This window comes from Dapis hubbardiae BLCC-M172 (assembly GCF_050016015.1).
In the GTDB taxonomy this organism is placed as follows: Bacteria; Cyanobacteriota; Cyanobacteriia; order Cyanobacteriales; family Microcoleaceae; genus Trichodesmium.
Genome location: NZ_JBNHEQ010000268.1, coordinates 79,396 through 103,801, shown reverse-complemented (window position 1 = coordinate 103,801; position 24,406 = coordinate 79,396). Strand labels below are relative to the sequence as shown.

22 protein-coding genes are annotated in these 24,406 nt (G+C 35.1%); 11 read left to right on the top strand and 11 right to left on the bottom strand.

What is annotated here, in order from left to right; translation table 11 throughout:
- The first annotated feature begins 555 nt into the window (after nt 1–555).
- The 4 genes from ACP6PK_RS25065 to ACP6PK_RS25050 all read left to right on the top strand — a co-directional run bounded on the left by ACP6PK_RS25065 (nt 556) and on the right by ACP6PK_RS25050 (nt 5,359).
- Nucleotides 556–2,823: a heavy metal translocating P-type ATPase gene (locus tag ACP6PK_RS25065; protein ID WP_426563646.1), complete on the top strand. Its 2,268-nt coding sequence runs from the start codon at nt 556–558 to the stop codon at nt 2,821–2,823.
- A gap of 392 nt (nt 2,824–3,215) precedes the next feature.
- Complete coding sequence (locus tag ACP6PK_RS25060; RefSeq protein ID WP_426563644.1) at nt 3,216–3,548, top strand: Pepco domain-containing protein; 333 nt, start codon at nt 3,216–3,218, stop codon at nt 3,546–3,548.
- 7 nt (nt 3,549–3,555) lie between these two features.
- On the top strand, nt 3,556–4,725 hold the full coding sequence (locus tag ACP6PK_RS25055; RefSeq protein ID WP_426563642.1) for a caspase family protein: 1,170 nt from the start codon (nt 3,556–3,558) through the stop codon (nt 4,723–4,725).
- 40 nt (nt 4,726–4,765) lie between these two features.
- Nucleotides 4,766–5,359 carry a hypothetical protein gene (locus ACP6PK_RS25050; RefSeq protein WP_426563640.1) on the top strand — a complete coding sequence of 198 codons (594 nt, stop codon included), beginning with the start codon at nt 4,766–4,768 and terminating at the stop codon, nt 5,357–5,359.
- Between the two features lie 181 nt (nt 5,360–5,540).
- Here the strand turns inward: ACP6PK_RS25050 and ACP6PK_RS25045 are convergent, their stop codons facing one another.
- From ACP6PK_RS25045 to ACP6PK_RS25030, 4 genes are all read right to left on the bottom strand, one after another.
- Entirely contained in the window at nt 5,541–5,711 is a 171-nt protein-coding gene (locus tag ACP6PK_RS25045; protein ID WP_426563638.1) for a hypothetical protein, read from the bottom strand.
- 231 nt (nt 5,712–5,942) lie between these two features.
- Nucleotides 5,943–6,617 (bottom strand): dual OB domain-containing protein, encoded by a 675-nt coding sequence (locus tag ACP6PK_RS25040; protein WP_426563636.1) that lies wholly within the window; start codon nt 6,615–6,617, stop codon nt 5,943–5,945.
- Nucleotides 6,605–7,051, bottom strand: a complete 447-nt coding sequence (locus ACP6PK_RS25035) for a DUF488 domain-containing protein (protein ID WP_426563634.1) — start codon at nt 7,049–7,051, stop codon at nt 6,605–6,607. Before ACP6PK_RS25035 ends, ACP6PK_RS25040 begins: the two co-directional genes overlap by 13 nt.
- A gap of 246 nt (nt 7,052–7,297) precedes the next feature.
- Entirely contained in the window at nt 7,298–7,942 is a 645-nt protein-coding gene (locus ACP6PK_RS25030; RefSeq protein ID WP_426563632.1) for a DUF488 domain-containing protein, read from the bottom strand.
- A 113-nt stretch (nt 7,943–8,055) separates the two neighbouring features.
- Here ACP6PK_RS25030 and ACP6PK_RS25025 point away from each other — a divergent pair, with 113 nt between their 5' ends.
- The 4 genes from ACP6PK_RS25025 (at nt 8,056) to ACP6PK_RS25010 (ending at nt 12,090) form a co-directional block, all read left to right on the top strand.
- Nucleotides 8,056–8,214, top strand: coding sequence for a P-loop NTPase family protein (locus tag ACP6PK_RS25025; RefSeq protein ID WP_426563630.1), 159 nt, complete (start codon nt 8,056–8,058; stop codon nt 8,212–8,214).
- Between the two features lie 244 nt (nt 8,215–8,458).
- Nucleotides 8,459–8,758 carry a pentapeptide repeat-containing protein gene (locus ACP6PK_RS25020; protein WP_094673565.1) on the top strand — a complete coding sequence of 100 codons (300 nt, stop codon included), beginning with the start codon at nt 8,459–8,461 and terminating at the stop codon, nt 8,756–8,758.
- Nucleotides 8,759–9,229: 471 nt separating this feature from the next.
- The gene (locus tag ACP6PK_RS25015) at nt 9,230–10,459 is read left to right on the top strand and encodes a pentapeptide repeat-containing protein (RefSeq protein ID WP_426563628.1); all 1,230 of its coding nucleotides are present in this window, start codon (nt 9,230–9,232) and stop codon (nt 10,457–10,459) included.
- 80 nt (nt 10,460–10,539) lie between these two features.
- Nucleotides 10,540–12,090, top strand: a complete 1,551-nt coding sequence (locus ACP6PK_RS25010; protein WP_426563626.1) for a pentapeptide repeat-containing protein — start codon at nt 10,540–10,542, stop codon at nt 12,088–12,090.
- Nucleotides 12,091–12,342: 252 nt separating this feature from the next.
- On the opposite strand, the gene ACP6PK_RS25005 is transcribed toward ACP6PK_RS25010, so the two are convergent.
- From ACP6PK_RS25005 to rppB, 4 genes are all read right to left on the bottom strand, one after another.
- Nucleotides 12,343–13,173: a spondin domain-containing protein gene (locus ACP6PK_RS25005; protein WP_426563624.1), complete on the bottom strand. Its 831-nt coding sequence runs from the start codon at nt 13,171–13,173 to the stop codon at nt 12,343–12,345.
- Between the two features lie 414 nt (nt 13,174–13,587).
- The gene (locus ACP6PK_RS25000; protein ID WP_426563622.1) at nt 13,588–14,145 is read right to left on the bottom strand and encodes a DUF411 domain-containing protein; all 558 of its coding nucleotides are present in this window, start codon (nt 14,143–14,145) and stop codon (nt 13,588–13,590) included.
- Nucleotides 14,146–14,365: 220 nt separating this feature from the next.
- Nucleotides 14,366–15,844, bottom strand: a complete 1,479-nt coding sequence (locus tag ACP6PK_RS24995; RefSeq protein ID WP_426563620.1) for a multicopper oxidase family protein — start codon at nt 15,842–15,844, stop codon at nt 14,366–14,368.
- Between the two features lie 502 nt (nt 15,845–16,346).
- Nucleotides 16,347–17,675, bottom strand: a complete 1,329-nt coding sequence (gene rppB, locus ACP6PK_RS24990) for a two-component system sensor histidine kinase RppB (protein WP_426563618.1) — start codon at nt 17,673–17,675, stop codon at nt 16,347–16,349.
- A 306-nt stretch (nt 17,676–17,981) separates the two neighbouring features.
- Between rppB and ACP6PK_RS24985 the strand changes: the two genes are divergently transcribed.
- Nucleotides 17,982–18,512, top strand: a complete 531-nt coding sequence (locus ACP6PK_RS24985; protein WP_426563616.1) for a DNA-binding protein — start codon at nt 17,982–17,984, stop codon at nt 18,510–18,512.
- A gap of 265 nt (nt 18,513–18,777) precedes the next feature.
- Here the strand turns inward: ACP6PK_RS24985 and ACP6PK_RS24980 are convergent, their stop codons facing one another.
- Both ACP6PK_RS24980 and ACP6PK_RS24975 read right to left on the bottom strand, forming a co-directional pair.
- Nucleotides 18,778–19,662 (bottom strand): copper resistance protein B, encoded by an 885-nt coding sequence (locus tag ACP6PK_RS24980; protein WP_426563614.1) that lies wholly within the window; start codon nt 19,660–19,662, stop codon nt 18,778–18,780.
- A gap of 200 nt (nt 19,663–19,862) precedes the next feature.
- Nucleotides 19,863–21,794 carry a copper resistance system multicopper oxidase gene (locus ACP6PK_RS24975; RefSeq protein ID WP_426563613.1) on the bottom strand — a complete coding sequence of 644 codons (1,932 nt, stop codon included), beginning with the start codon at nt 21,792–21,794 and terminating at the stop codon, nt 19,863–19,865.
- A 656-nt stretch (nt 21,795–22,450) separates the two neighbouring features.
- Between ACP6PK_RS24975 and ACP6PK_RS24970 the strand changes: the two genes are divergently transcribed.
- Nucleotides 22,451–22,834 (top strand): hypothetical protein, encoded by a 384-nt coding sequence (locus tag ACP6PK_RS24970; RefSeq protein ID WP_426563611.1) that lies wholly within the window; start codon nt 22,451–22,453, stop codon nt 22,832–22,834.
- A gap of 383 nt (nt 22,835–23,217) precedes the next feature.
- Complete coding sequence (locus ACP6PK_RS24965; protein WP_426563609.1) at nt 23,218–23,499, top strand: PepSY domain-containing protein; 282 nt, start codon at nt 23,218–23,220, stop codon at nt 23,497–23,499.
- Nucleotides 23,500–23,613: 114 nt separating this feature from the next.
- Here the strand turns inward: ACP6PK_RS24965 and rppA are convergent, their stop codons facing one another.
- On the bottom strand, nt 23,614–24,312 hold the full coding sequence (gene rppA / locus ACP6PK_RS24960) for a two-component system response regulator RppA (protein WP_426563607.1): 699 nt from the start codon (nt 24,310–24,312) through the stop codon (nt 23,614–23,616).
- Nucleotides 24,313–24,406 lie beyond the last annotated feature (94 nt).

The following is a 24,406-nucleotide window of genomic DNA, read 5'->3' as shown; positions in this document are numbered from 1 at the left end:
AATTGAAGTTGTGTATCGGATATTTTTTACGGAGTAGAGGAGAAGAAAAATAAATATGCCTGATTAGTTTGATAAATGCTATAACTTGATGTTTATTTTCACGCAAAAAATCAATAATTTTTTCAATTGAAGTTGTGTATCGGATATTTTTTACGGAGTAGAGGAGAAGAAAAATAAATCTGCCTGATTAGTTTGATAAACGCTATAACTTGATTTTATTTTCACTCAAAACATCAATAATTTTTTCAAGGGTAAATTACTCCTTTAATTCTTTACTTTATATTAACTTTCCTATACCCCAGTCTTGGAGTCGGAATAATGTCAAAGTTCATATCTATTGAAAAAGACCGAATAAACTACTTGACTCTCCAGTTGACTGGAGACTTTATTATAGAGATAAGAGATATTAGTTTTATAGTGTTACGCATTAAGGTTAGGAGATTTATCAATCCTGTTTGCGCAGCATTCCGTAGGAAAACCATTTGACAGTTTACTATTCCCTATTCCCTAGCGCGTAGCGCTATAATTTCTCTTCCTAGTTATCAGGAGGCAATTATGGAAATAACATATTTAGAGCTAAAAGGTATGGGTTGTGCTGCCTGTGCTAATAAAATTCAAAAAGCTATTGAAAATGTAACTGGTGTAGCAGAATGTCAGGTTAATTTTGCTATGGCACAAGCAACAGTTAAGTATAATTCCCACAAAACAAATTTACATAAAATTCAACAATCTGTAACAGATATTGGCTTTGGAGCAGAACCACTTCAGGAAACAATAAATCTGGCAAAAAAAGAAAGAGAAAATCGCCGAATAGAACAACAAATAACAAATAAAGTAGTTGTCGGCGGAATTATTAGTGGAATTTTAATTATTGGTTCGTTGCCGATGATGACCGGATTAAATATTCCTTGGATACCAATTTGGTTACATAATTCCTGGCTACAATTAATATTAACTACACCTGTAATGTTTTGGTGCGGTAAATCATTTTTGATTGGTGCTATAAAAGGATTAAAAAATCATTCCGTAGACATGAATACTTTAGTTGCTCTAGGTACAGGGGCAGCTTATTTATATTCTTTATTTCCGACATTTTTTCCAGATTTTTTTACCAGACAAGAATTAAATCCAGATGTTTATTATGAAGCAGCAGCCGTTATTATTACGTTAATTTTATTAGGCAGACTTCTCGAACATCGCGCTCGGAAACAGACCTCAGCAGCTATCCAAAAATTGATGGGTTTGCAGGCAAAAACTGCTAGAGTTATTCGAGAGGAAAAAGAAGTAGATATTTCCATTGAAGAAGTAAAAATTGGCGATTTGATTGTGGTGCGTCCAGGGGAAAAAATTCCTGTAGATGGGTTAATAAAAGAAGGTAATTCTACAGTGGATGAATCTATGGTTACTGGTGAAAGTTTGCCTGTAGAAAAACAGTCTGGAGATGAAGTAATTGGTGCAACAATTAATAAAACTGGTAGTTTTAAATTTGAGGCAGCAAGAGTTGGAAAAGATACAGTATTAGCCCAAATAATTAAATTAGTTCAACAGGCACAAAGTTCAAAAGCACCAATTCAAAAATTAGCAGATCGAGTAATTTATTGGTTTGTTCCTGTTGTAATGGGAATAGCGATCGCTACTTTTATTATTTGGATTAGTCTGACTGGGAATTTAACAATATCGTTAATTACAACAGTTAGTGTGTTAATAATTGCTTGTCCTTGTGCTTTGGGATTAGCTACTCCTACTTCTGTAATGGTAGGAACTGGAAAAGGTGCAGAAAATGGGATATTAATTAAAGGTGCAGATAGTTTAGAAGTTGCTCATAAAATTCAGGCGATTATTTTAGATAAAACAGGAACACTTACCCAAGGAAAACCAAAAGTTACTAACTATATAACTACTCAAGGAACTGCCAATAAAAATGAGATTAAATTGTTAAAAATAGCAGCAGCAGTTGAACGAAAATCAGAACATCCTTTGGCAGAAGCAATTGTTGAATATACTCAAGCCCAAGGGGTGGAATTTCCTTTAGCAGAACCAGAAAAATTTGAGGCAATGTCGGGCATGGGAGTGCAAGGAATTGTCTCAGATAGATTAGTACAAATTGGTACTTCTCATTGGATGAAAGAACTAGGAATTGATATTACTAATTTGCAAAATCATCAAAATAAATTACAAGCTGATGGTAAGACTACTGCTTGGATAGCAATTGATGGTAAAATTGAAGGAATATTTGGCATTGCTGATACTTTAAAAACATCCTCAAAAAACGTAGTTCAAACATTACAAAAAATGGGAATAGAAGTAGTAATGTTAACAGGAGATAATCGCCTAACAGCAGAAGCTATTGCTGCCGAAGTTGGCATTAATAGAATATTTGCTGAAGTGCTGCCAGACCAAAAAGCTGAAACTGTCAAAAACCTGCAATTAGAAAAGAAAAAAAGAACCGATAACCATCAAATTGTCGCAATGGTAGGAGATGGAATTAATGATGCTCCAGCATTAGCTCAAGCAGATGTCGGAATAGCAATTGGAACAGGAACAGACGTAGCGATCGCTGCTAGTGATATTACATTAATTTCTGGAGATTTAACTGGCATTGTAACGGCAATTAAACTGAGCCGCGCGACTATGAAAAATATTCGTCAAAATCTGTTTTTTGCCTTCATTTATAATACTTTAGGAATTCCTATTGCTGCCGGTATTTTGTATCCTTTAACAGGTTGGTTATTGAATCCGATTATTGCAGGTGGAGCAATGGCATTTAGTTCAGTTTCTGTGGTGACAAATGCTTTACGTTTAAGGAAATTTAAACCTCAATAAATTCTGTTGTAGGTGAATTAGAGTAGGCAAAAATATGATTTTAGAAGAAGTTATTTTGAAGTACGGAATATCGTGAAATTATTGTGAAGTAGAAAATTAGGTTGCATAAGATAAAATAACCAATTCTATCTAAAGATAGGGGTAGGCAAGATTAACAATTTAGTCTACCAATTACAGCAAGGAAAATGTATTACTATCCGGAATAGTAATACACATTTTTGATAAAGAATGATAGGAGCTTTCATCAATTAGAAGTTACAAGCTTTGTCAGTCAAGGTTTTTAGAGTCAGGAGTTTTTTGCCTGAAAAACTTGAAACTCTTGCCACATACCACTTTCAGATTTAATTGATGACATGCCCTAGGAGATTATAATTTTAAGTATAGAACTAACAATGTCTAAATCAACAATTTTGATTGTAACTAATGATACAACAGCGTCTGAGACTGATGGTCAAAGAGGATGGGTAAGTGGAGTCCAACAACGTTTGGCAAAAGCTGTTGAAATTCCTGTATCCGTGCTAGAAGACAACATGACCAGTTTTCTTGAAGCAGCAGGACGTTTATTTCAGCAAGCGGATCGGCAAATTGGAACGCAGTCCGATCTACAGCTAGATGAAGTAGAGCTACAGGTAGAGATAAGTGGAAAAGGAGAAGTTAAATTAGTTGCTGGAGGTGAAGCAACAGGAAAAGGAACAATTACATTAAAATTTAAGCGTCCAAGTTAAGAAATTAATGGCAAATAATTGGGCAATTATTATTGGTATTAATTTTTATCAGCGTCACCCAGAACGACGACTAAAATTCGCTGTTCAAGACGCTGAGTTAATGTACGATTTTCTCTGCAATTCGGCTAAGTTTCCACCAGAGCATATTTTCCTTTGTTTAGGAGATGAAGCACATCAAAATAGTCAAAACTACCCAATTTTTTCTAATATTTTAGGGTTACTGACACAAAACTTACACCCAGATCGTATTGGTCAAGTAGATCGATTTTGGTTTTTCTTTGCTGGACATGGAATTAGCCGAAACGGAAAAGATTATTTAATGACTTCTGATAGCCTAGTTGAAGATATTGATTTAAGGATTGCACTTTCCTTAAATGAGGTTATTGCTTGTTTACGGAACCATCAAAATGCCGAAATAGTTCTCATTCTTGATAGTTGCCGTCAGACAATAGGAAGTAGAGATTTTACCAATTCCATAGGTGAAGAAACTATTCAGCTGGCTAAAAGTCGTGGAATTACAACTATCTTTTCCTGTAATTATGGACAGTTCTCCCATGAGCTTGATAGTAAAGAACATGGTTCATTTACTTATTCATTGGTCGAGGGATTAAAACAATACACTCTTCCAACTCAACTAGAGAACTATTTGCAAAAGTATGTACCTAAACTCAATGCTGAAGATAATAAGTCTAGCAACCAAACTCCTATAATCCGCATCGAACCTGTTTCCAAAGTAAACGATTTTTTGTTGCCTCAGTTTGCCAGCAAAGCCGATCTTGATGAAATCATAAGTTTGGCAAACCGTGAAGAATTAAAGGATCATTTTGACAAGGCTAGCGATTTGTGGTGGAAAGTTATTAGAGTTTCTTATTCTGAAGAACAAAAGGTATTAGCTCAAGAGGCTATTGAAAGGATAAATGACAAGAAAAGTAAGCTATTAGCTCAAGAGACTATTGAAAGGATAAATAATCAGAAAACTTTAGATTCAGACTCAGCTACGCGAAACTTTCTTGGAAAAGGAAATCCAACAAAAAACTCGCCTAAACCTATACCAAAGCCAAATGGGAAAATTGAGTATATGAATCCTGGTGATTGGAAAAAACCTGAAAAATTAGACAGTCCAGATAAATCTTGGTTGAGCAGAGTTTTTCATTATATTTTTGATGAAAAAGATTAATAAAGTTTACGTTGATTTTCAATAAAGGAGCATAGAAAGCATGACTACGAGTCGAGATATGGCAACACCAATAGGTAAAGATGCCAAGGTAGAAGGTGATATTAAAATTGCCCCAAGTATTTTAAGTGCTGCGACAAAAAACAATCAAAAAGCTCTTTTGATTATGTTTAAACAGTTTATTGCAGAGGATGAAGAAATATATTACGTTCAATATTTAGGGCGTCAAGGAATTTGGGGAGTAGGTAATCATAGTTTCGCCTGCCTAAGTGAATGTCGTGTTGCCGATATCACTGTAGGTCGTTTTGGTGAAGTAACTTACCAAGATGGTTACCTAGAATCTATTAACAGCAGTATTATTTACCAACCTTCTAAACTGGGTCTATATTTTGCTATAGGTTTTTCAATAATTTTAGCCGTTCCTACTATTGGAATTTCCCTTCTATTCATACCATTTATAGTGCAGGGTTACTATCGGTTAGTTAAGTGTGGAATAGTATTGTGGGTTAAGGAAGGAGCGCCTATTTATATGTTTACAAATCATAAATACTTAAAACGGTCAAATTTACTTTGTCGAAGTCTTACGATTTTACGGGAAAACCGTCTAAGAGCTATTAAAGATATGCCAGATGTTTAAGAATTTTGACTAACACTACTTTAAGTTATTTTGTGAACTGTTTTGATGCAGAAACCGGGTTTATCCACCACCAAATTTCGCCGATTTTAAAGATGAGAATTATGGAAATAAACCCGGTTTCTTATTTAGGTGTATAAGTCTTTTTATAAAGCACTATATATTTCTTGATTAAGTCAATATTCTAAAATTTATAAGAATTAAAAACTCTAGTCTGACCATTTTTTTCAAAGGCAAACACATTAAAAGATTGTTGGCGATCGCCTATTTCCGGGAGTAACAATAGGCATTCCCGAAACCCTAATTTTAGGGACGAATGGTCATTCGCCCCTACTAAATATGGCGGTTCTACCATAAGTCCTGTAAATATTCCCAGTGCGGGCATCTTGCCCGCGTGGGTGTACCTAAGCAAATTAAAATCTGCTGTAAATTTAATCTCAAGAATTTTTACACCAATGATACAGCAATCCTAAATTAGGAATAAGAATTTTATTATCTCCATAAATTAAACTCCTTAACTTCATACAGTATGACTTCTAATAAAAATTTATGGAATTTATTTAATTTTCATTCCTTAATTTTTCAGCTAATCAAACTCAATAATATTTGCTATTAACTTCCAACAAGGAGCTTCACCTTCCCAATCTTCAGGAGCATAAGGCATACTAAGACTAACAGTAACCAAAAAATTATTTGCAGTTGGAGAATATCCATTTTCTAAGTGTTTCATAAATTCTGGATCGGTAATTTTTGCATTATTTAAAAGCAAATAATCATGATTACTTTTTATACTACCTCGAAATTTCCCTCTTTTATCTTGAACAAAAGAAAAATTTTGCTTTTCAACTTTAACAATTTCAATTGTTCGACGTAGATGAAAGGGAACTCTTTTTAGATAAGAAGGATTAACATATTTACGATTATTATGTAGGATATAGTCTGAATTATTACAGTATGGAAATATATCTTCAACTTTAGCTTTGCCTAAACATTTCCATTTACCTTTTAATACAGAAAAGTTTTCACTTTCAAAACCAAAATCATTGCCTTTATTATCAAGAGGAATTTCGAGAATATCAAGAGGTTTTGGTTCTCCATCTTCCACCAATCTAATTCTTAAAGGTACTCTTCCATCTTCAGGAAATTGGCGATCGCATATTGGACGAACCCATTTTCCTGTATCTAAATCAATTCCTGCTATACAACGTTCATTTTGTTTATAGGAATTAGCCAAACAAATTATTTTTTTTAGAGATGACATACTTTAATATTTCCCCATTGTTGATTAAGATATTCAGCGACTAAACGACGATGACAATAATCGGGTTTAGGTTCACTACAAAGTAAACAACCTCGGTCTAAAAGTTGAGGTGAGACTTTTTTTTCAATCTCTCTTTCTTTAATCAGATTATTAAAAATTTCTTCGTAAGTATCCCAAGTGATTTTCTTTTTTTTATAATCATCTAAAAGTTCTTTAGTAGGTGCTAAATCTAGAATATGAATATATTCAATATTGCAAATTACCTTGAGAAAATATTCTAAATCTTTTCTTTTGGCAAATCCGGAAAGTTGAGAAACATTATTAAATCTTGCATCAATAAGGCGTTTAACTTTTGATTTTGTGAGATTTTCAAAAAAGTCTTGAGCGGTTTTTTTGGTAAATCCAATTGTAAAAAGTTCAATAGTTTTTTCCATTTTCTTTAATCCTCCACTAATAAGGTTAGCTCAACTAATAAAGCTTTTATCAAAAATAAAAACTGATGGCTAAAGGCTTTTTCGCAGCATTACGCAGGAAATACTTACCGAAATAATTAATAATTAAAAATTAAATAATTCGCCCCTTGAAGTCTCCCTTTTTAAGGGAAAAAAAATAAATCTTTTCCTTTTAGCCAATCTTCTTTCTTTTAAGGATAGGTAATTATCAATTATCCATTAATGAAATTATTTTTTGTTTACATAAGCAATTTTATCCCCTTGAATTTTGTAAGCTTTTTCAAGTTTTGTAGATTCAGAATCTTGAGTAGATTCAGTAAAGTTTTGATTGAAATTTTCAGTATCAAAAAGACTTAATTGTAAAAATGACTGAGGTTTTTCCACAAGATTATGAATTTCTAGTAGTCTTTGTTCCAAATCGGAATGATTCTCTAATTCACCACTTTTAAGAATATGATCGATATCTAAACCTTTATTTTTTAAATGTCGGCTCACTAAAATAGCACGATGACAAATAATGGGGTCTTGTTCAGAACACATCAAAGCAATATTATGATTTTCCAAACTTTGATAAACTCTTTCTAAACCTTTTTGAAATTCTTCTGTCTTAGCAATTAATTCGTATAAAGCTTTGCCATTAACATAACAACTTAAATCATTAGTTTTAGCACCTAATTCTTTGCCTAAAAAAATGTATGAAATATTAATTTCTTGTAGATATTGCTGAATATTTTTTTGACTAAAATGAGGTGAATACTTACTATAAGGATAGGAACGAACATCTGCCAGAGTTGTGACTTGGTGTTTTTGTAAGAGACTTAAAAAAAATTCGATAGAATGATTGGAATGACCAACAGTAAATAATTTCATCATAGCTAAAAATTTTCTAATTGTTTTATATATATTGTACTATAGCATGGTGTTGAGCTATCATAATTTTCTGTTTATTATTTAATTTTAATTTCTTAGGACTTACGAGGAAATTTATGAAAAAAGTAGCAGTTTTTGGTAATGCAGGTGGTGGCAAGTCAACCCTGAGCAAAAAATTAGCAGCAATGACGAATCTCCCCCTCTATGTCTTAGACAAAATTAAATATCGTTCCGGAGGTACAGAAGTTCCAGATAGCGAATATAAGCGTATATAATACTTTAGGTATTCCTATTGCTGCGGGTATTTTGTATCCTTTAACTGGTTGGTTATTAAATCCAATTATTGCTGGAGGAGCAATTAATTTAGGATTGTTATATGCTACAATTATAGGCGTTGTTGTTGATGTATGAGTATCACAATAGATTCCTGAAATCTATAAACTTCATTCCGGGTGTAGCAAAATTATAAATTTATTCAGCAATGCCAAATCTATACTTTAGATAGCTTTTTTGAGGTTGATGATTAATCAAAGCAAAGGCAATTTATCAAAACAAAAGAAACAAGAAAAAAAATCAGTTCAGGAAATAATTGAACAATATCAAAAAGGGGAAAGAAACTTCAGCAATTTTGACTTGAGAGGTCAATCTTTTGCTGGATATCACCTATCTGGAGCTAACTTTAGTAACTGCAACCTAAGAAGAGCTAATTTTACCGGATGCAACCTAAAAGGAACTAATTTTACAAAAGCTAGGATGGGAAAAGCGATATTACATGATATTAAAGCTGGAAGTGAAAATGATCGGAGAATATATACCTAGTTTTTCGCCTTCTTGCTTTTTGCAGCAAGTCTGACTATTTTGGCAATTTCTTTATTAGTTTTCTCTAGGGAAGGTGAAGTAGATTTAATCAATGAAAATACTAATAGTTTTTTCTCATTAGCGTTCCTTGTACCTATCGGTTATTTCATCCACTTGTCTAACAGTCAGGGCAATATTGCTCTATTTTTTTGGGTATTAGGAATATTGGATTTTTTGCTGAAAACTTTGAATCAGCCTGTACCGGGAATCTTAGGGAATATATTGTTTTGGGGATTGGCAGTTTCTCTGCTTTCCCCGCTTTATCATTTTTGGGTGAGTAAGTCTTGGAGAAATTTAGGACAATTATTTCAGAACTTTCCTGTTTTAATACTATTGAGCTTTTTGTCTGTTTGTTGTGTGGTTATTTCATTTTCACCTATCGAGCTACTGAACTTAGTAGAGCGACTAGACGGACTAGACCGACTAAACCTAGTGAATCAAAACAACTGGTTATTAATCTTCAGTTTCATAACATTTAATATACCAGTTATACCTTTGCTATTTTTATCACTTGCAGCCTACTCAACTCTATTTGATGCAAATAATAGAGAAACTTATAGCAATATCTTCAAAGCTTTTTTCCGACTAGGATTTTCTGGAATTGCTTTATTTCTTGCCTATATTGGGAGTACATCTTTTTTTGATGTAGTTGATTCTGTAGCAAATATTTTTTATTACTTGGTTATTTTTATATTTGTAATTGCCTTACAATTAACTATTATTGTTAAGTTTCAGCCAGTTATACAAGCGAAAAATTTCAGGGGAATTAAATGGCTATTTTGGGTTTCTTCAATTTTATTTTTGGGCTATTTTTTGTACAGGAAACATGATTCAATCAGCTTATATGATAATTCAGATTTAACAGTTATAAAAACAATTACGTTCTTGATAATAGTCTGGTTATTGTCATTATTAGTTCTACTAACCTACAATTTTTCTAATTTATCTTTGAGGTCTGAATGGTATACAAAATGCTTAGGTTGGTGGTATTTTATTAACTGTGTCTTGCCAACAATTTTAATATCTATGCCAGAATTTATTTATACCTCAGACTCATATTCAAATACAAATTATTGGTTATTATTTTTTGTTCCTACTCTGACCATCTGGCTAATATTTTTATTATCTGTTTCATTTTTTGATATTCACAATTTTATGATTTGGTTAAAAGCAAAAATTAAAAAGCTATGGATTTACCAATTTTTACATTTTTTTGTGTTGACAATGTTTGTGTTCTTTACCTCCTGTTTAGTATTAAACACAGCAACTATTATCATGTTTTTTATAGACTTACTTGAATATGGCAAACCTGATTTTGATCATTATATTTTTTTATTTTATATCAGTTTCATGATTTTATTCTTAGTTTTTGCATTATTTGCTTTATCCTTGGTTTTGTCGAGAATATTAATATTTACAAAAAACAAAATTGCTGAGACAAAACAGCAATCCTTTCAGCTGCAAAAAATTAAATCTCAATATTCTATATTTCGCGATCTAGCCGTTTCCTTCAGATGTATAAATAGTACCAACTTTGGGCAAGCAAATTTAACAGAAGCTGACTTCAGCCGTGCTGAATTTACAAGTGTCAATTTGTGGAGCGAAGTTGAACTACGCAATCTGGACTCAAGTAAAAGGATTAGAGTGTGCTGCCACCGGTAATACTTATCTGAAATATCCGAAAGTAAGAAATTGGGTTGTTCAAGTAAAGAATGATAAAATAGTAGACGGAGATATTAGAAATGACATTAAGCTCAAAAAACTTTGATTCTCTCAATCTGTATCGGGTGAATTTGTCAGGATTAGACCTGAAAAAAGCTAGCTTTCGTAATGCTAATCTTCACTATGTTGATTTGAGTAATACCAAGCTAGATGGAGCTGACTTTACAGATGCTGATTTAACCAAGACTAATTTGGCAGGAGCGCAACTAAATGAGGTTAATTTCACTGATGCTAATTTATCCCTGGCTAATTTGCAAGGGAGTAAATTGTGTAATGCTATTGTAGAGCGTGCTTGTTTACAAGGTGCCAATCTCAATCAAGCTGATCTGACAAATGCCAACATCTACAATTGGAAAATTAGCAGCTCGACAACCATTGAAGGAATACAGGGAATATCTGATGATGAAATTAAGATTGACGCATCAGAACAGCAATGGAAAAAGATCGACGTTACCCTAAATGAACTCTACCAACTCAAAGGGATGGCTGATCGGGAAACCTGGAATGAACATTTTTTTGAGAAAGCCAAAGATGTTGAACTTCCACCTCATATTTACAATCATCTGTTTGAGAAATACTATGAGAGTCACCTTTTCCGAGAATATCGAATGTTTGAGAAATACTATGAGAGTCACCTTTTCCGAGAATATCGAAATTCCTTCAGGGTTTTCTTGCTGCGTGACTGGCAATTTCTCAAAATAGAACGCTGGCTCGAATCTCTCAACTATTCTATTGCTCACTTAGATATTTTTCCAATTTTGGAGAAGTTAGAAAAACTATCAGTTATTCGTGCTTTATTTCTTCTGATTAATACATTAATTCAAGTTGACTATGAATCTCAGTATCGCACTTGGGAAATTATTAACTCTGATCAAAAAGAAAATGTTTTTGGTGGTACTCATCTAGGATTAGAAAGACTAGCCCAAGAAGGAGACAGTTTGGAGTTGCTAGAAGTATCAAAGGCAGATTTAAGAGGTATTAACCTGCGGAATGCCAGTTTACAAAATGCTAATTTCAGAAAGGCTGACTTGAGTGAGGCTGAATTAAGAAATAGCGATCTAACAGGGGCTGACTTGATTGATGCTGACTTGAGTAATGCGAAATTGACAGGGGCAAAACTGGAAAACGCGAAGCTGGAAGGTGCGCAGTTGGAAGGTGCGGATCTGAAAGGGGTTGACCTCAAAGAGATTAAACTCAAAGGCGTTGTCCTTAAAGGGGCAAAGTTGACAAGGCTTCAACTAAAGGATCTTAAGCGAAAGAAGGCTGACCTGAGTGAGGTTAACCTGAGTAATACTAATCTGAGAAGGGCTAACCTGAGAGGGGATAACCTGAGCGGGGTTAACCTGAGTAATGCTAAACTGGGAAGGGCTGACCTGAGTGGGGCTGACCTGATAGAGGCTAATCTGAGTAATGCTGACCTAAGAGATGTTGACCTGAGTGGGGCTGACCTGATAGAGGCTAAAGGACTGACAGTCGAACAGGTAAAGCGAGCTAAAAATTGGGAATCAGCAACATTCGATTTAAAATTCCAAAAGAAACTAAATAATGCCGAACCTCAGAAAAATCAATGAACTATCTGTTCTACTAAACTGACCTCAAATTACCCAGAAGGCAAAAGTCTGGTAGTCTGGTAGGGTGCGTTAGGCAACGCCGTAACGCACCTTAATTACACATATTTTATGATTAGTGGTGCGTTACACTTCGTTAACGCACCCTACTGGACTGTTGTAGCAGCTCTCCCAAAAGAGCGATCGCCATTCACGCCATAATCAAAGGAGGTAAAAAAATACCCCCTGTATAATCTTTAGCCAATAACTGTTTAATTACTTTTTAAAAGATTTCCGCAGTGAATTGCCAAAGAAAAACAATCCACCAAAAGCAAATAATCCTAAAGTGTTTGTAGGTTCAGGTACTGACTCAACAGTAATCCGTGCAATCTCATAGCCAGGAGTTGTGAAATCACCGTTTGGTGCTGCTGCTAGAATATTACCACCTGGTAAGAAACCGGGATGAAAGGTGACAACTCCATTCTCATCAACGCCTGTGTTAGGAGCAGCTTGGGCAAGGGCAGCAGTATTTGCTGGTATTTCATCATTGACTTCTGTTCCTGCATCCCAAACTCGATCGCCAGTCACAATAAAGTCAGCACCTAAGAAACTGCCATCATCATCAAAAATCTTGATTCCAAAAGGGTTTTCATTAGCAATAAAAGCATCATTACTAGGTAAACCCATTGCTGCATAACTGAAATAACGACTACTATCCAGACTACCATCTAGCTCAAATATCATAGAAGCAGTATCGCCAGAAGTTAGCACTTGAAAAGGGCCTGTAGGTCCTAAAATGGTAGCTTGAGTCTGGCCAGCACCACTGTTAGCAAAAGCAGCAGTAATTGGTGCAGTATTAGCATCTTCGGCTAATGCTTCGAGATATTCAGGGGCAGCTACATCTAAATCAAATGTATCAAAATTACCATTGTGAAAGCCTACCCATAGTGGTGAGAAAAAGAAGCCTTGAGTAGGGGCAATATTTTCTACTGTAACTTTTAATTTTGCTGCTGTTGCTGCGGAACTAATAGTTAGGGTGGAAGTTACCGCTATTGCTGTGGCGATCGCTCCAGGAATATTTAACCAAGTATTACCATTTATATTCATTAGACATCTCCAAATTTATTTGATTATCTCTACTCTCCGTAAAATTTAGGATGAGTGCTTAGGTTTGATATTAAGAACCAGAGATTAAAATTATCTGAATTATATGTGAGTTTTTTCTCTGGATTTTCTGTTGAATTTTCTCACCTTCTTAACTTATAAGAATTCTCCAAAAAAAGTAGGGACGTTATATGTAACGTCCCTATAGGGGGTTTTATCAAAGATTTATATAATTCAGGACTTACGAAAAAATGAAATTATACGCCATCTGTAGGGTTTAACGGCCGTTAAACCCTACTATATATGGTGATTATGCGTAAGTCCTGTAATTTATAGAGATGTCTATTTGCCTGTCCTTATAATCTTTATTTTATAGACACACTCTAGCTTGAATCCTACTGTTTTCCGATTGATATTCTAGAATTTATAGGAATTAAAAACTCTAGTCTGACCATCTTTTTTAAACGCAAACACATCAAAAGATTGTTGGCGATCGCCGATTTCCATACCAGGAGTACCAATAGGCATTCCCGGAACGCTAATTCCAGCAATATTTGGTTTCTGGGAAATTAAACGTTTGAGATCTGCCACCGGAATATGACCCTCGACAAGATAACCAGCAATTTCACTTGTGTGGCAAGATGTCAAATCTGAGGGCAAATTATATTTCTGGCGAATAGTTTGAATTTCTGACTCAGGTTTAACAATATCAGTTACCTGAAAACCATTTTCCTGAATATGTTCCACCCAACCCTCACAGCATCCACAAGTAGGAGTACGGTAGACAGTAATATTAAGTAGTTGCGGTGCTAAGTCTGTTGTAGGTGAACTAGAATTTGCCACAGTCTGAGTTGTTGCACTAAAAGTGGGATTTTCTGGAAAACCAACGAAAGACCAATATGCAGCTCCTAAAACTCCAGCAACTGCAACACCAGCAATTAGAGACTGCATCCAATTAGAGCAAAATTTTTTCATAATCATTACCTCAAATAATCTTTAATACATGTCCAGTTGAATAGTTATCATCTAAGAATAAAAGGGATAAATATCTCAAACCCCTGAGATTGCTATCCGTTCCGGAATGCTCCGCAAACCTTCCACTCCGTTCCAGTCGCAATGACTTTATAATTAGTATTTATCCGGACATAATATTAAGTGCTTTTGTTAATCATAAACTCTCCACTCTACTGGAGAGTCAAGCCTTAATTTCTAAATTTCCCATCATTCCCAAATCTTCATGGTCAAGAATATGACAATGGTAAACAGTCTTTCCAGTAAAATCTCGTAAAGGCATCCGAATTAAAACTGTTTCCCCCGGTCTGACCAACACTACATCTTTCCAAGCACGATAGGGTTCTGCTTTACCATTCCGACTCAAAACTTGAAAAGCATTGGTATGAACATGAAAAGGATGATCCATCATACCTGTATTAATTAATTCCCAATCTTCAACCGTATTAAGCTGAACTTGAGTATCAATTCTTTCTGGTTGATATGGCTGACCATTAAACAAAAATGCCATTCCTTGAGCAGGTATCATGCCGTGATTCATCTGAAAACGACGTATTTTTTGAGGTTCTGGCAATGCTGGAACTGGGATTAATTTTTTTGGCAGCGGTACAGCAGCAACCTGTGTATTATAACTCACCGTTGCTAAAACTTGGGGTTGACTTTCAGGAACATCTCTGCCCATCATACCTCTGCCCATCATACCTCTGCCCATCATACCTCTACCCATCATACCCATACCTACTCGTTCATAAGGCAAATTCAACAAACGATACTTTCGAGGTTCTCGGTTAGCTTGGATTAATACATCTGCACGTTCTCCAGGAGTCAGTAACAGTTCTGACATTTCTACAGGTTCAGCTAATGCGCCTCCGTCAGTAGCAATTAAATAAAATGGGTGTTCTTCAAGAGACAACCGATAAAACCGGGAAGTTGAAGCATTAAGAATTCGTAGTCGTAATAAACCTTGAGCAGGAATGGTAAAGTTAGGGCTAAACTGACCGTTAGCAGTAATCAAATTTCCTTCCCTTCCAGTCATTATTGAGAGTTCCTGGGATGGGAGCATATTCCCTTGTTGGTCTAGGGCAAAATCTTGTAACACTAAAAATTGTTCTGTAGCAGCTTTGACTTCTGGAATTTCATCCAACTCCCCCCGAACAACAAATAATCCCGCCAAACCACCAAATAATTGTTCCGCTACTAAACCATGGAGATGTGGATGATACCAGAAAATTCCAGCAGGATGATTTTCAGGAATTTGGAATTGATATGTGAAGCGATCGCCTGGTGGAATATGAAGAAAGACATTATCAGCGTTTCCAGTAATGGGAATATGCAGACCGTGATAATGAAGATTTGTGGGTTGGGGTAAATTGTTAGTGAAATTAATCCTAATAGTATCTCCTGGTTTTGCTTCTAGTCTAGGTCCGGGAATTTGTCCGTTATAATTTAATACATAAGCTTGTTTATTTCCCAGATTTATTTGATTGTAATTAGCTGTTAAATCAACTTCTAAAATTCCATCTTTGCTCTGATTAATTTGAGGATATGATGAAAAAAATTGTTGATTTTCTTGAGTATTGGCTAAACTACATTGAGCCATTAAAGTAGCGAGGGCGCTACTAGAACTTAGGATTAAAAATTTTCGGCGATTAATTGGTTTCATAATTAATATTGTGGGGAATTTTACATTTGATTTAAAATGTTTTTTCTGCAAACTACAATTATAGCACTAAGCAAATAAGTTAGTAGATATTTATTTTCCCTATTATATGATGTTCGGTTAAATAGTTATTATAATTAAAACTCATAGTAGGGCTTTAGCGCTAACTCTAGGTAGGGCTGAAAGCTATACTACAAACAAAAAATTTATTATAAGTAGACCTCTCTGAAAAAGATATAGATTTTTAGCGCTAGTAGGGAACAGGGAACAGGCGAGATATTTTCACGAAAAAGGCATAAAAAATGATTTTTAATGGTAATTTTTTCTTTCTTTAGCCGATCTAAATAAGAGGTTTATTTATTTTCCGGAGATGTCTAGTGATTATCAGAACATGATATTACCTATTTCCTGACAACTAAAATTTCTTGTCATAACCAAAACTTGAATCTATATATCATTATATTTGACAGTATTTTAATAATCAATAAAATTATTATTAGACGTATTAAAAAAAAGGTAATTTTAAAGTAAATATACTGCCTCTACCAAGTACACTTTGAACAGTAATATTACCGTGATGAAGTTGAGAGATGGCTAATGCAATAGACAAACCTAATCCGGAACCTCCTGTCTGACGAGAGCGATCACTATTCACGCGATAAAATCGGTCAAAAATTCGTTTTTGTTCTGTTTCGGGAATACCAATACCTGTATCTTTGACATGAATTAAAGCAGAATTAAGATGAACTTCTAAAATTATTTTTACCTCACCCTCTGGAGGTGTATAGTTAATAGCATTAACAACTAAATTGGAAACTAAACGATATAGTTGTTCCATATTTCCTATCACTTTCACAGATTGCGAAACCCTAATTTCAGATACAAGTTTGACTTTTGTAGCAACTGCCAAAAATCCAAATTCTTCCGCGATGTCATTAACTAAATCATTCAAACAAATAGGTTCTTGTTTTCTAGGAAATTTCTCCATCCCACTATCCATGCGACAAAGTATCAATAAATCTGCTACCATTTGAGATAAACGTTGATTTTGTCGCCCCATTATTTCTAGAGTTTCCTTAGCTTCTGTCTCAGTTAGTTTTGGCAACATTAAAGTAGATTCAATAGTCGCGCGAATAGCAGCTAAAGGCGTTCGTAACTCGTGAGCAGCATCCGCCGTAAATTGCTGAATTTGCCGATAAGATTGGTAAATAGGGCGCATTGCTTTGCCAGATAACCACCAACTAGCACCAGCGATCGATAAAATTCCTATTGGCAAACCCAAAAGTAAAATATAAGTAACTGTTTTGATATATTTATCAAAATCTTGCAAACTCCTTCCCACCAGAAGATATCCCCACTCCAAGTCATCCTGAGTATGCAGCATTAAAGAGATTTGTCGATAACGTTTGCCATTGAAAGTAATGGTTTGTAGCTGTGGTGTGTTTTGAGTAAGTTGTAGTCCTTTTGGTCGTAACCCTGCTACTGCGATTAAATTGTGGGAGCGATCGAGTAAACGCAAATAATAATTTTCAGTTTCGGGAACTGCCCCTGTCTGGAATTCAGTAAAATTGCAGGAGGTTTCGACTAAACAAAAATTAGGTAAGATGCGAGTTGCTGCAATAGTTATCTGTGCAGGTTGTTCAAGAACAGTTTTTAAACTGTTGTGTATTGTTGTTGCCACTGACTTAAGTTCTCTGTCAATGGTAATTCGGTGAGCGTGGAGAATAGCTTCATAAAATCCTAAACTGCATAAACTCAGGATAACTCCCATTACCATGACATACCAACCAGCTAGGGAAAGGCGGGTTTGTTGAAATAGCTTGTTTTGGTGCATTTTTGAGTGACATACTGCTATGGGCGAGTTAAAAGTCAAAAGTAATTTCTTATTGAGTTAAAGGAATATCAACCTGATAATTTGATGCTAGATGCGTAAGTATTATTTATATTTTGTATCACACAAAATCTAGTATTAACTATTCCCTAAAATTCATAACATTTTCTCTCGCTCCAATATAAGAATTACTATATTAGATTTATTAATACTATATTTTTTACCACTATTCATCAAAATAACTCCTACTTTAGTTCTCAACGAAGTTTTGTGTTATACTATTGCGTATATCAAAATAGATAAAAAATTATGTTTGTTGGCACTACTGAAGCAGCAAGTTTATTAAGTATTTCTACTCAAAGAGTCCGAGTTTTACTTAAAGAAGGTCGAATTCAAGGAGCAAGAAAAATCAATGGTCGTACTTGGGTAATTCCTTTGTATAAAGGAACAATCAAAATTGCGGGCAGAAGCCATGGTCCTGAGCCTCGTTGGTCTTCCCGTAGGCACTGTGGCAAGAATACGATTCATTTCAATCGAAATAATATTGGTATCAATAAAAATAACAAAAATACCGATCTCCATGTAGTTTCTGTGAAACGTGGTTCTAAAACTTTAGCAAAAGGTCACGAAATAGAAATTCACGGTCCTTGTCGGATTGTTTATAAACCCGAAAAACCTCATTCATGCGGAGCGACTGTTTGGATTGAGACTTTGGCAACCGCGACAGTCTTCAATTTTGATGGCACAGTTGAGCGAGTAGATAGTACCTGGATTTGGGAAGAAAACGAAATGTGGAAAATTAATAAGAAAAATATTGATGAGTTGATAAAAGCATCCTAGTCAAAAAGTTAATCTGAATCAGATGCCAGTCTCGTCTTTAGATTCTCACAGATTTATGATTTCTGTGTGAAATTTATTGTGGCAAAATTTGACTAATACCAATTCACTTTAAAGATGTCACAAATAGTTTCAAACTTTAGATGTGAAATAATTTCCTGAAATTGCTGTAGTGTCAAAACTATGAGTCTATAAAATCTTACTTTTAACTTTTAAATTTTGAATGGATGAGTTCCGTAAAACGGAATAAAATACTCTGCTTTACCTTTCAAAACGTAAACCTCAAACCACCGACAAATTTAACCTCATCAACACTTTCTCCCTCTTCTCTAGCAAAGTCGGCAGTACCAGCAAATTTACGTTCCCAGGAAATCCCAATATAAGGTGCAAACCGACGACTAAATTCATAACGCAATCGCATTTCTAATTCAATATCGTTAAAACCCGTACCAATTTCAAATTCTTCCACCTCCTGTGCTGCCACATTAACTTCAAATTCTGGCTGCAATACTAACCGTTGGGTCAGCAATAATTCATACTCTACACTCAAGCGGGCAGAAATATCCCCATCTTCGCTGACAAAAAGGGCAGCATCTACTTCAAAAAAATAGGGAGCTAATCCTTGCAAACCCAACACTACAAAAGCACGTCCGTCAGACTCAGAGCCAAATATTCTGTCGTAACGCACACCAGCTTGCCACTCCCAAAAAGACCAGACTAACTGACTGTAGAGTAGTTGTACTTCCGCATCTCCTTCCCCATCTTCGGTATTAACTTCACCATCAGTTTTTAACCACAACCTTCTGTAGTCGCCACCAACCCAACCATGAGCATCCCAATTAAAACTACTGTCAACATCATTAACGCGATATTCTAACTCTTCAATTAACAATAGCCAAAATATTTGATTATCTTTGATTACTGGAGGCCAATTTTCCTGATTGTACTCATTAGCAATTTCCCAAGTAGGAGTAAGATTATTAGTCGAGCGATCGCTTATCTGTTTTTCTTCTGCCATAACTACTGGTGTATAACTTAAGTAGCTGACAAAACTGACTAAACCTAGTACGGCAGAGTAAAAATTCAATCCTCTTTTCTGTCTCCCCCCTTTCAAAGGAATGACTAAACCTGCTACAGCAGAGTAAAAATTCAATTCTTTTCTGTGTCTCCCCCATTTCAAAGGGGAGTTGGTAGGGATTTTTTTCCCTATCTCTTTCAAAGGGGAGTTAGTAGAGATTTTTTTCCCTATCTCTTTCAAAGGGGAGTTAGTAGAGATTTTTTTCCCTATCTCTTTCAAAGGGGAGTTAGTAGAGATTTTTTTCCCTATTCTGAACTTATGCAAAAATTTCATTATTATGCTTTTTCTACTTTATCAGTTACAGACACAACACGAAACATTCCCACTTTCATGTGATAGAGCAAATGGCAATGAAACGCCCAATTACCAGGTGCATCCACAGTCACATCTACAGACATTCTTTCAGCAGGTTTAACCAGAACAGTATGTTTGCGTGGTTTATAAGCACCTGCTCCATTATCTAGTTCCATCCACATTCCGTGTAAATGAATAGGATGTTCCATCATGGTATCGTTGACAAAGGTAAGTCGTAGTCGTTCGCCGTTATAAAATTGAATTGGTTCCTTTGCTTCTGAATATTTCTTGCCATCAAACGACCACATATACCGTTCCATATTTCCAGTGAGATGTAGTTCTATTTCTCGTTCGGCTTTTCTTTGGTCTTCACGAGGTTTCAGACTGCGTAAGTCGGTGTATAACAGAACGCGAGTACCTGTGTTTTCCAATCCAATACCTGGTTCGTGGAGCCTACTTTTCGACATCATAGCTACCCCCGCACTACCTGAACCATGATGATCTGGGCTGTGCATTACTGGTTCTTGATGAGGTATTGTTTCTATTTTGGTTGAATGATCCATTCCACTTGTATGCTGAGAGTGCTCCATTCCACTTGTATGCTGAGAATGCTCCATCCCACTATTATGCTGAGAATGCTCCATCCCACTATTATGCTGAGAATGCTCCATTCCACTGTTATGCTGAGAATGCTCCATTCCACTGTTATGTTGAGAATGCTCCATCCCACTTGTATGCTGAGAATGATTCATCCCACCATTATGCTGAGAATGATTCATCTCATTCATATTTGGAGAATGTGCAGAATGATCCATGCCATGATCGTGACCCATATCCGCCATAGTTCTTAGAGGGCGTTTTCTGCGTTCCGGCAAAGGCGCAGTCATACCCAGACGAGGTGTAAGAGTTCCACGAGCATAACCACTTCTATCCATTGTTTCCGCAAAAATAGTATAAGCAGTCTCCTCTTCAGGTTCAACAATTACATCATAAGTCTCAGCAATAGCAATCCGAAATTCATCCACAGGTACGGGTTGAACATTTTGACCGTCTGCTTGTACTACGGTCATTTTCAGTCCGGGAATTCTCACATCAAAAAAAGTCATTGCTGAAGCATTAATAAAACGCAGTCTGACTTTTTCACCAGGCTTAAATATGCCACTCCAATTAGACTCTGGTGCCATGCCATTCATTAGATATGTATAGGTTGCACCTGTAATATCAGCAATATCAGTGGGGTCCATCCGCATTCTGCGCCAATCAATATCATCAAATAAATGTCCCACTGTTCGCCGTTGATAATTATAGTAAGTGCTTTTCTTTTTCAAATTGGCAAGTACCTGATGGGGGTTTTCAAAAGTCCAGTCAGAGAGCAATATTGCATATTCCCGGTCGTATTCAATCGGTTCGGGTTCTGCTGGATCGATAATCATTGCTCCGAAATGACCGAGTTGTTCTTGCAACCCACTATGACTGTGATACCAATAAGTACCACTCTGGTTTACAGCGAAACGATAGGTAAAAGTTTCTCCTGGTTTAATGCCAGCAAAACTTAGTCCGGGAACACCATCCATTTCTGGTGGGAGAATAATTCCATGCCAATGAATTGAGGTATCTGTTTTGAGATTGTTTTTGACTTGAATAGTGGCTGTTTGACCTTCCCGCAAACGAATTAATGGTCCTGGAATTGAACCGTTAACTGTCATGGCAGTAGCTTTTCGCTCTCCTATTTTGAGTTTGGTTTCCTGAATTTGGAGGTTAATTAAATCAGGATATTTACTGCCATTTTCAGGCTCACTTGCAGCAATAATTTGTCTGCTATAAGAAGGTAAAATATTGTCTATGGCTGTGACTATACCTACCCCAGCAGTGAAACCTAAGAAGTTTCGTCTAGTAAGTGGGTTGATTTTCATAGTTTTAGTTAACTTTTGGCTCAATTTGTAGTTAAAAAAAATTATGGTTAATGTTGATTTTTGAATTGATAGGACATATTGATATTTTTTCCAAATCAAACTAATTTTTTTTACTAAATGCTAGTTTGCCTTAAGAATATGAAATTGGGATGAAATATCAACTAGATTTTTTTTGAATTTTAGTAGTTATAATCTCTGAATGAAGAAAGAGAGTATTTCAAAAATTTATTAATGGTGGCTTATGGTGCAATTCAAAATTTATTGGTATATCTCTAAAATTAATTCCGCACCTAACCGACCCTACTAGACTGACACAACTAATTTTCTGTAGGGCGGGTTTATGTAAATCTTAGAGTAAACATTAAAATTCTAGCTAAAACCCGTCCCTACTATTGTGCTATTTTAGCTATGTCAGTCCACTACAAAATAGAAGATTTTATGAACGGTACAGGTAAAAGATAATTATTAAGAATTTTAGATTGACATTTCATCCTAATTTCATAAATGCCATGTATGCTAAGTATTGATTGTCTAAAAGCTCAGTAAATTTCAAATGTTTGATGATAAAACCTGACAAAATTGGGTTTATTACTGAAGAACAATCAGGTTTTTCTTCAAAATATTAGAAATAGTCTCTAATAGGAGTAGAAAACATAATGCACACTATATCTTTCCTTGCTCATGCCCCAGAATTTCATGTACCTAATAAAAATGATGATTCAAAAGCAGAAGTAAAACCAGGAGAAAATAATTCTGTTGATCAAAAACCAGAAAATCAAATACAACAAATATCTTCCCCAAAGCTGGAAACTCAACTAGAAGGTAATTCTATTGATCAAAAACCAGAAAATCAAATACAACAAATATCTTCCCCAAAGGTGGAAACTCAAGTAGAAACAGTTGTAGAGCAAAAAGTCATCAATTCAGTTGATTTACCTCAAACAAATATTTTTATGCCACAGCCTGGAGAAATTATTTTTTTTCTGTTATTAATTATGCCTTTTTTACTATTTTCAATGAAGCGGTATATATTTAGATGAAGTTATAGAGTGGTAAGCAAAAAAATATTAATCTGCCAGTATTTTTGATTATACTAATTGCCAAAAAAACGCTCTAAATTAACCTATATTATATGGTCTTTGGAGACCAAAGCGCCTATAGGCTACTCTAACTTTCATAACTGGAGATGCAACTGGATAAAATTGCTATTATTCTTGTTTGATTCACTCGATTATTTCTGATATAAAATCATATCATGTCCGCTTGTATCGTTTGTGTAAAAGTTGGGGAAATATTTACACCATATTTAAGGTTTTTCCTTTTCTTCTTCCTTCTTCCTTCTTCCTTCTTCCTTCTTCCTTACCTTCTCTATACAATGTCGATGCTACCGGACATGATATCAACCATAAATAAGACTTAAACTATGAAAATTAATAAAGTCAGACTGCGCCAAATTCACTATTGGTTTGCACCAATAATGTTATTTCCTGTACTACTTACTTTAATTACAGGTTCTCTATTTCAAATATCAGTTATTACTGGTCAAGCTAATGATTTTATTTGGCTATTGGAATGGCATAGAGGCAAGTTTGGGAGAATTAATTTAGAGATGATTTATCCATTTTTAAATGCCTTTGGAATGTTAATGTTAGCAGTGACAGGAATTATTATGTGGTTCCAAACTCGCCGACAATATAAGAGATAATCAAAACAAGCTATTTGCTCAATTTTTAGGTTTATAAAGATATACACAAAAACTATCAAATTATTTTTGAGATTTATTGTATATTATTCCCCATCGGTAAAAAATAGATTATTCCTATTTATCCACAGGATTAAAGCGATAACCTAAACCATAAACTGTTTCAATTAAATCTCCACATCCACTTGCCCCTAATTTACGTCTTAATAATCTAATTTGAGCAGCAACAACATTACTTATTGGTTCTGCATCTAATTCCCAAAGTTGAGCTAAAATTTGGTCTCGACTAAGAATTTGGTGAGGATGTCGGAGAAAATATTCTAGCAAGACAAATTCTTTATGAGTCAGATTAATTACTTCTCGATCCTGATTTTTATTAATGAAACAAATAGTATTAGTACCATAGTCTAGAATTAGATTTCCTACTTGTAATTGTTGAGGTTGAATTTCAGGCGATCGCCTTTGTAAAGCTCTGAGTCTAGCTAATAGTTCTGGCATTCCAAAAGGCTTAACTAAATAATCATCTGCTCCTGCATCTAATCCCATTACTTTATCTGCCATACTATCTTTTGCTGTTAACATCAAAACGGGTAAAGCACTATTTTTTTGTCGCAAAAATTTGACTAATTCTAACCCTGATAAACCAGGTAGCAACCAGTCAACAATAGCAAGGCGATATAAGGTCAATTGACTTTCTAAATATTCCCATGCTATTGCGCCATCAACCGCCCAATCAACCACATAGGATTCTTGATGGAGAACCCGTTTAATTGCTACTCCTAAATCTGGTTCATCTTCGACTAATAAAACTCGCATAATCAGATTAGTTTATTAATTAATACTATTTTCAAAAAAGGCAGTTACATCATAATTTTTGATTGATTCCTACAAGGAAAAAATATAAATTCCA

Excerpts from the sequence above, each read along its gene's own strand:
- ACP6PK_RS25065 (WP_426563646.1), top strand. The coding sequence starts at position 556 with ATGGAAATAACATATTTAGAGCTAAAAGGTATGGGTTGTGCTGCCTGT.
- ACP6PK_RS25060 (WP_426563644.1), top strand. The coding sequence starts at position 3,216 with ATGTCTAAATCAACAATTTTGATTGTAACTAATGATACAACAGCGTCT.
- ACP6PK_RS25055 (WP_426563642.1), top strand. The coding sequence starts at position 3,556 with ATGGCAAATAATTGGGCAATTATTATTGGTATTAATTTTTATCAGCGT.
- ACP6PK_RS25050 (WP_426563640.1), top strand. The coding sequence starts at position 4,766 with ATGACTACGAGTCGAGATATGGCAACACCAATAGGTAAAGATGCCAAG.
- ACP6PK_RS25045 (WP_426563638.1), bottom strand. The coding sequence starts at position 5,711 with ATGGTAGAACCGCCATATTTAGTAGGGGCGAATGACCATTCGTCCCTA.
- ACP6PK_RS25040 (WP_426563636.1), bottom strand. The coding sequence starts at position 6,617 with ATGTCATCTCTAAAAAAAATAATTTGTTTGGCTAATTCCTATAAACAA.
- ACP6PK_RS25035 (WP_426563634.1), bottom strand. The coding sequence starts at position 7,051 with ATGGAAAAAACTATTGAACTTTTTACAATTGGATTTACCAAAAAAACC.
- ACP6PK_RS25030 (WP_426563632.1), bottom strand. The coding sequence starts at position 7,942 with ATGATGAAATTATTTACTGTTGGTCATTCCAATCATTCTATCGAATTT.
- ACP6PK_RS25025 (WP_426563630.1), top strand. The coding sequence starts at position 8,056 with ATGAAAAAAGTAGCAGTTTTTGGTAATGCAGGTGGTGGCAAGTCAACC.
- ACP6PK_RS25020 (WP_094673565.1), top strand. The coding sequence starts at position 8,459 with ATGATTAATCAAAGCAAAGGCAATTTATCAAAACAAAAGAAACAAGAA.
- ACP6PK_RS25010 (WP_426563626.1), top strand. The coding sequence starts at position 10,540 with ATGACATTAAGCTCAAAAAACTTTGATTCTCTCAATCTGTATCGGGTG.
- ACP6PK_RS25005 (WP_426563624.1), bottom strand. The coding sequence starts at position 13,173 with ATGAATATAAATGGTAATACTTGGTTAAATATTCCTGGAGCGATCGCC.
- ACP6PK_RS25000 (WP_426563622.1), bottom strand. The coding sequence starts at position 14,145 with ATGAAAAAATTTTGCTCTAATTGGATGCAGTCTCTAATTGCTGGTGTT.
- ACP6PK_RS24995 (WP_426563620.1), bottom strand. The coding sequence starts at position 15,844 with ATGAAACCAATTAATCGCCGAAAATTTTTAATCCTAAGTTCTAGTAGC.
- rppB (WP_426563618.1), bottom strand. The coding sequence starts at position 17,675 with ATGCACCAAAACAAGCTATTTCAACAAACCCGCCTTTCCCTAGCTGGT.
- ACP6PK_RS24985 (WP_426563616.1), top strand. The coding sequence starts at position 17,982 with ATGTTTGTTGGCACTACTGAAGCAGCAAGTTTATTAAGTATTTCTACT.
- ACP6PK_RS24975 (WP_426563613.1), bottom strand. The coding sequence starts at position 21,794 with ATGAAAATCAACCCACTTACTAGACGAAACTTCTTAGGTTTCACTGCT.
- ACP6PK_RS24970 (WP_426563611.1), top strand. The coding sequence starts at position 22,451 with ATGCACACTATATCTTTCCTTGCTCATGCCCCAGAATTTCATGTACCT.
- ACP6PK_RS24965 (WP_426563609.1), top strand. The coding sequence starts at position 23,218 with ATGAAAATTAATAAAGTCAGACTGCGCCAAATTCACTATTGGTTTGCA.
- rppA (WP_426563607.1), bottom strand. The coding sequence starts at position 24,312 with ATGCGAGTTTTATTAGTCGAAGATGAACCAGATTTAGGAGTAGCAATT.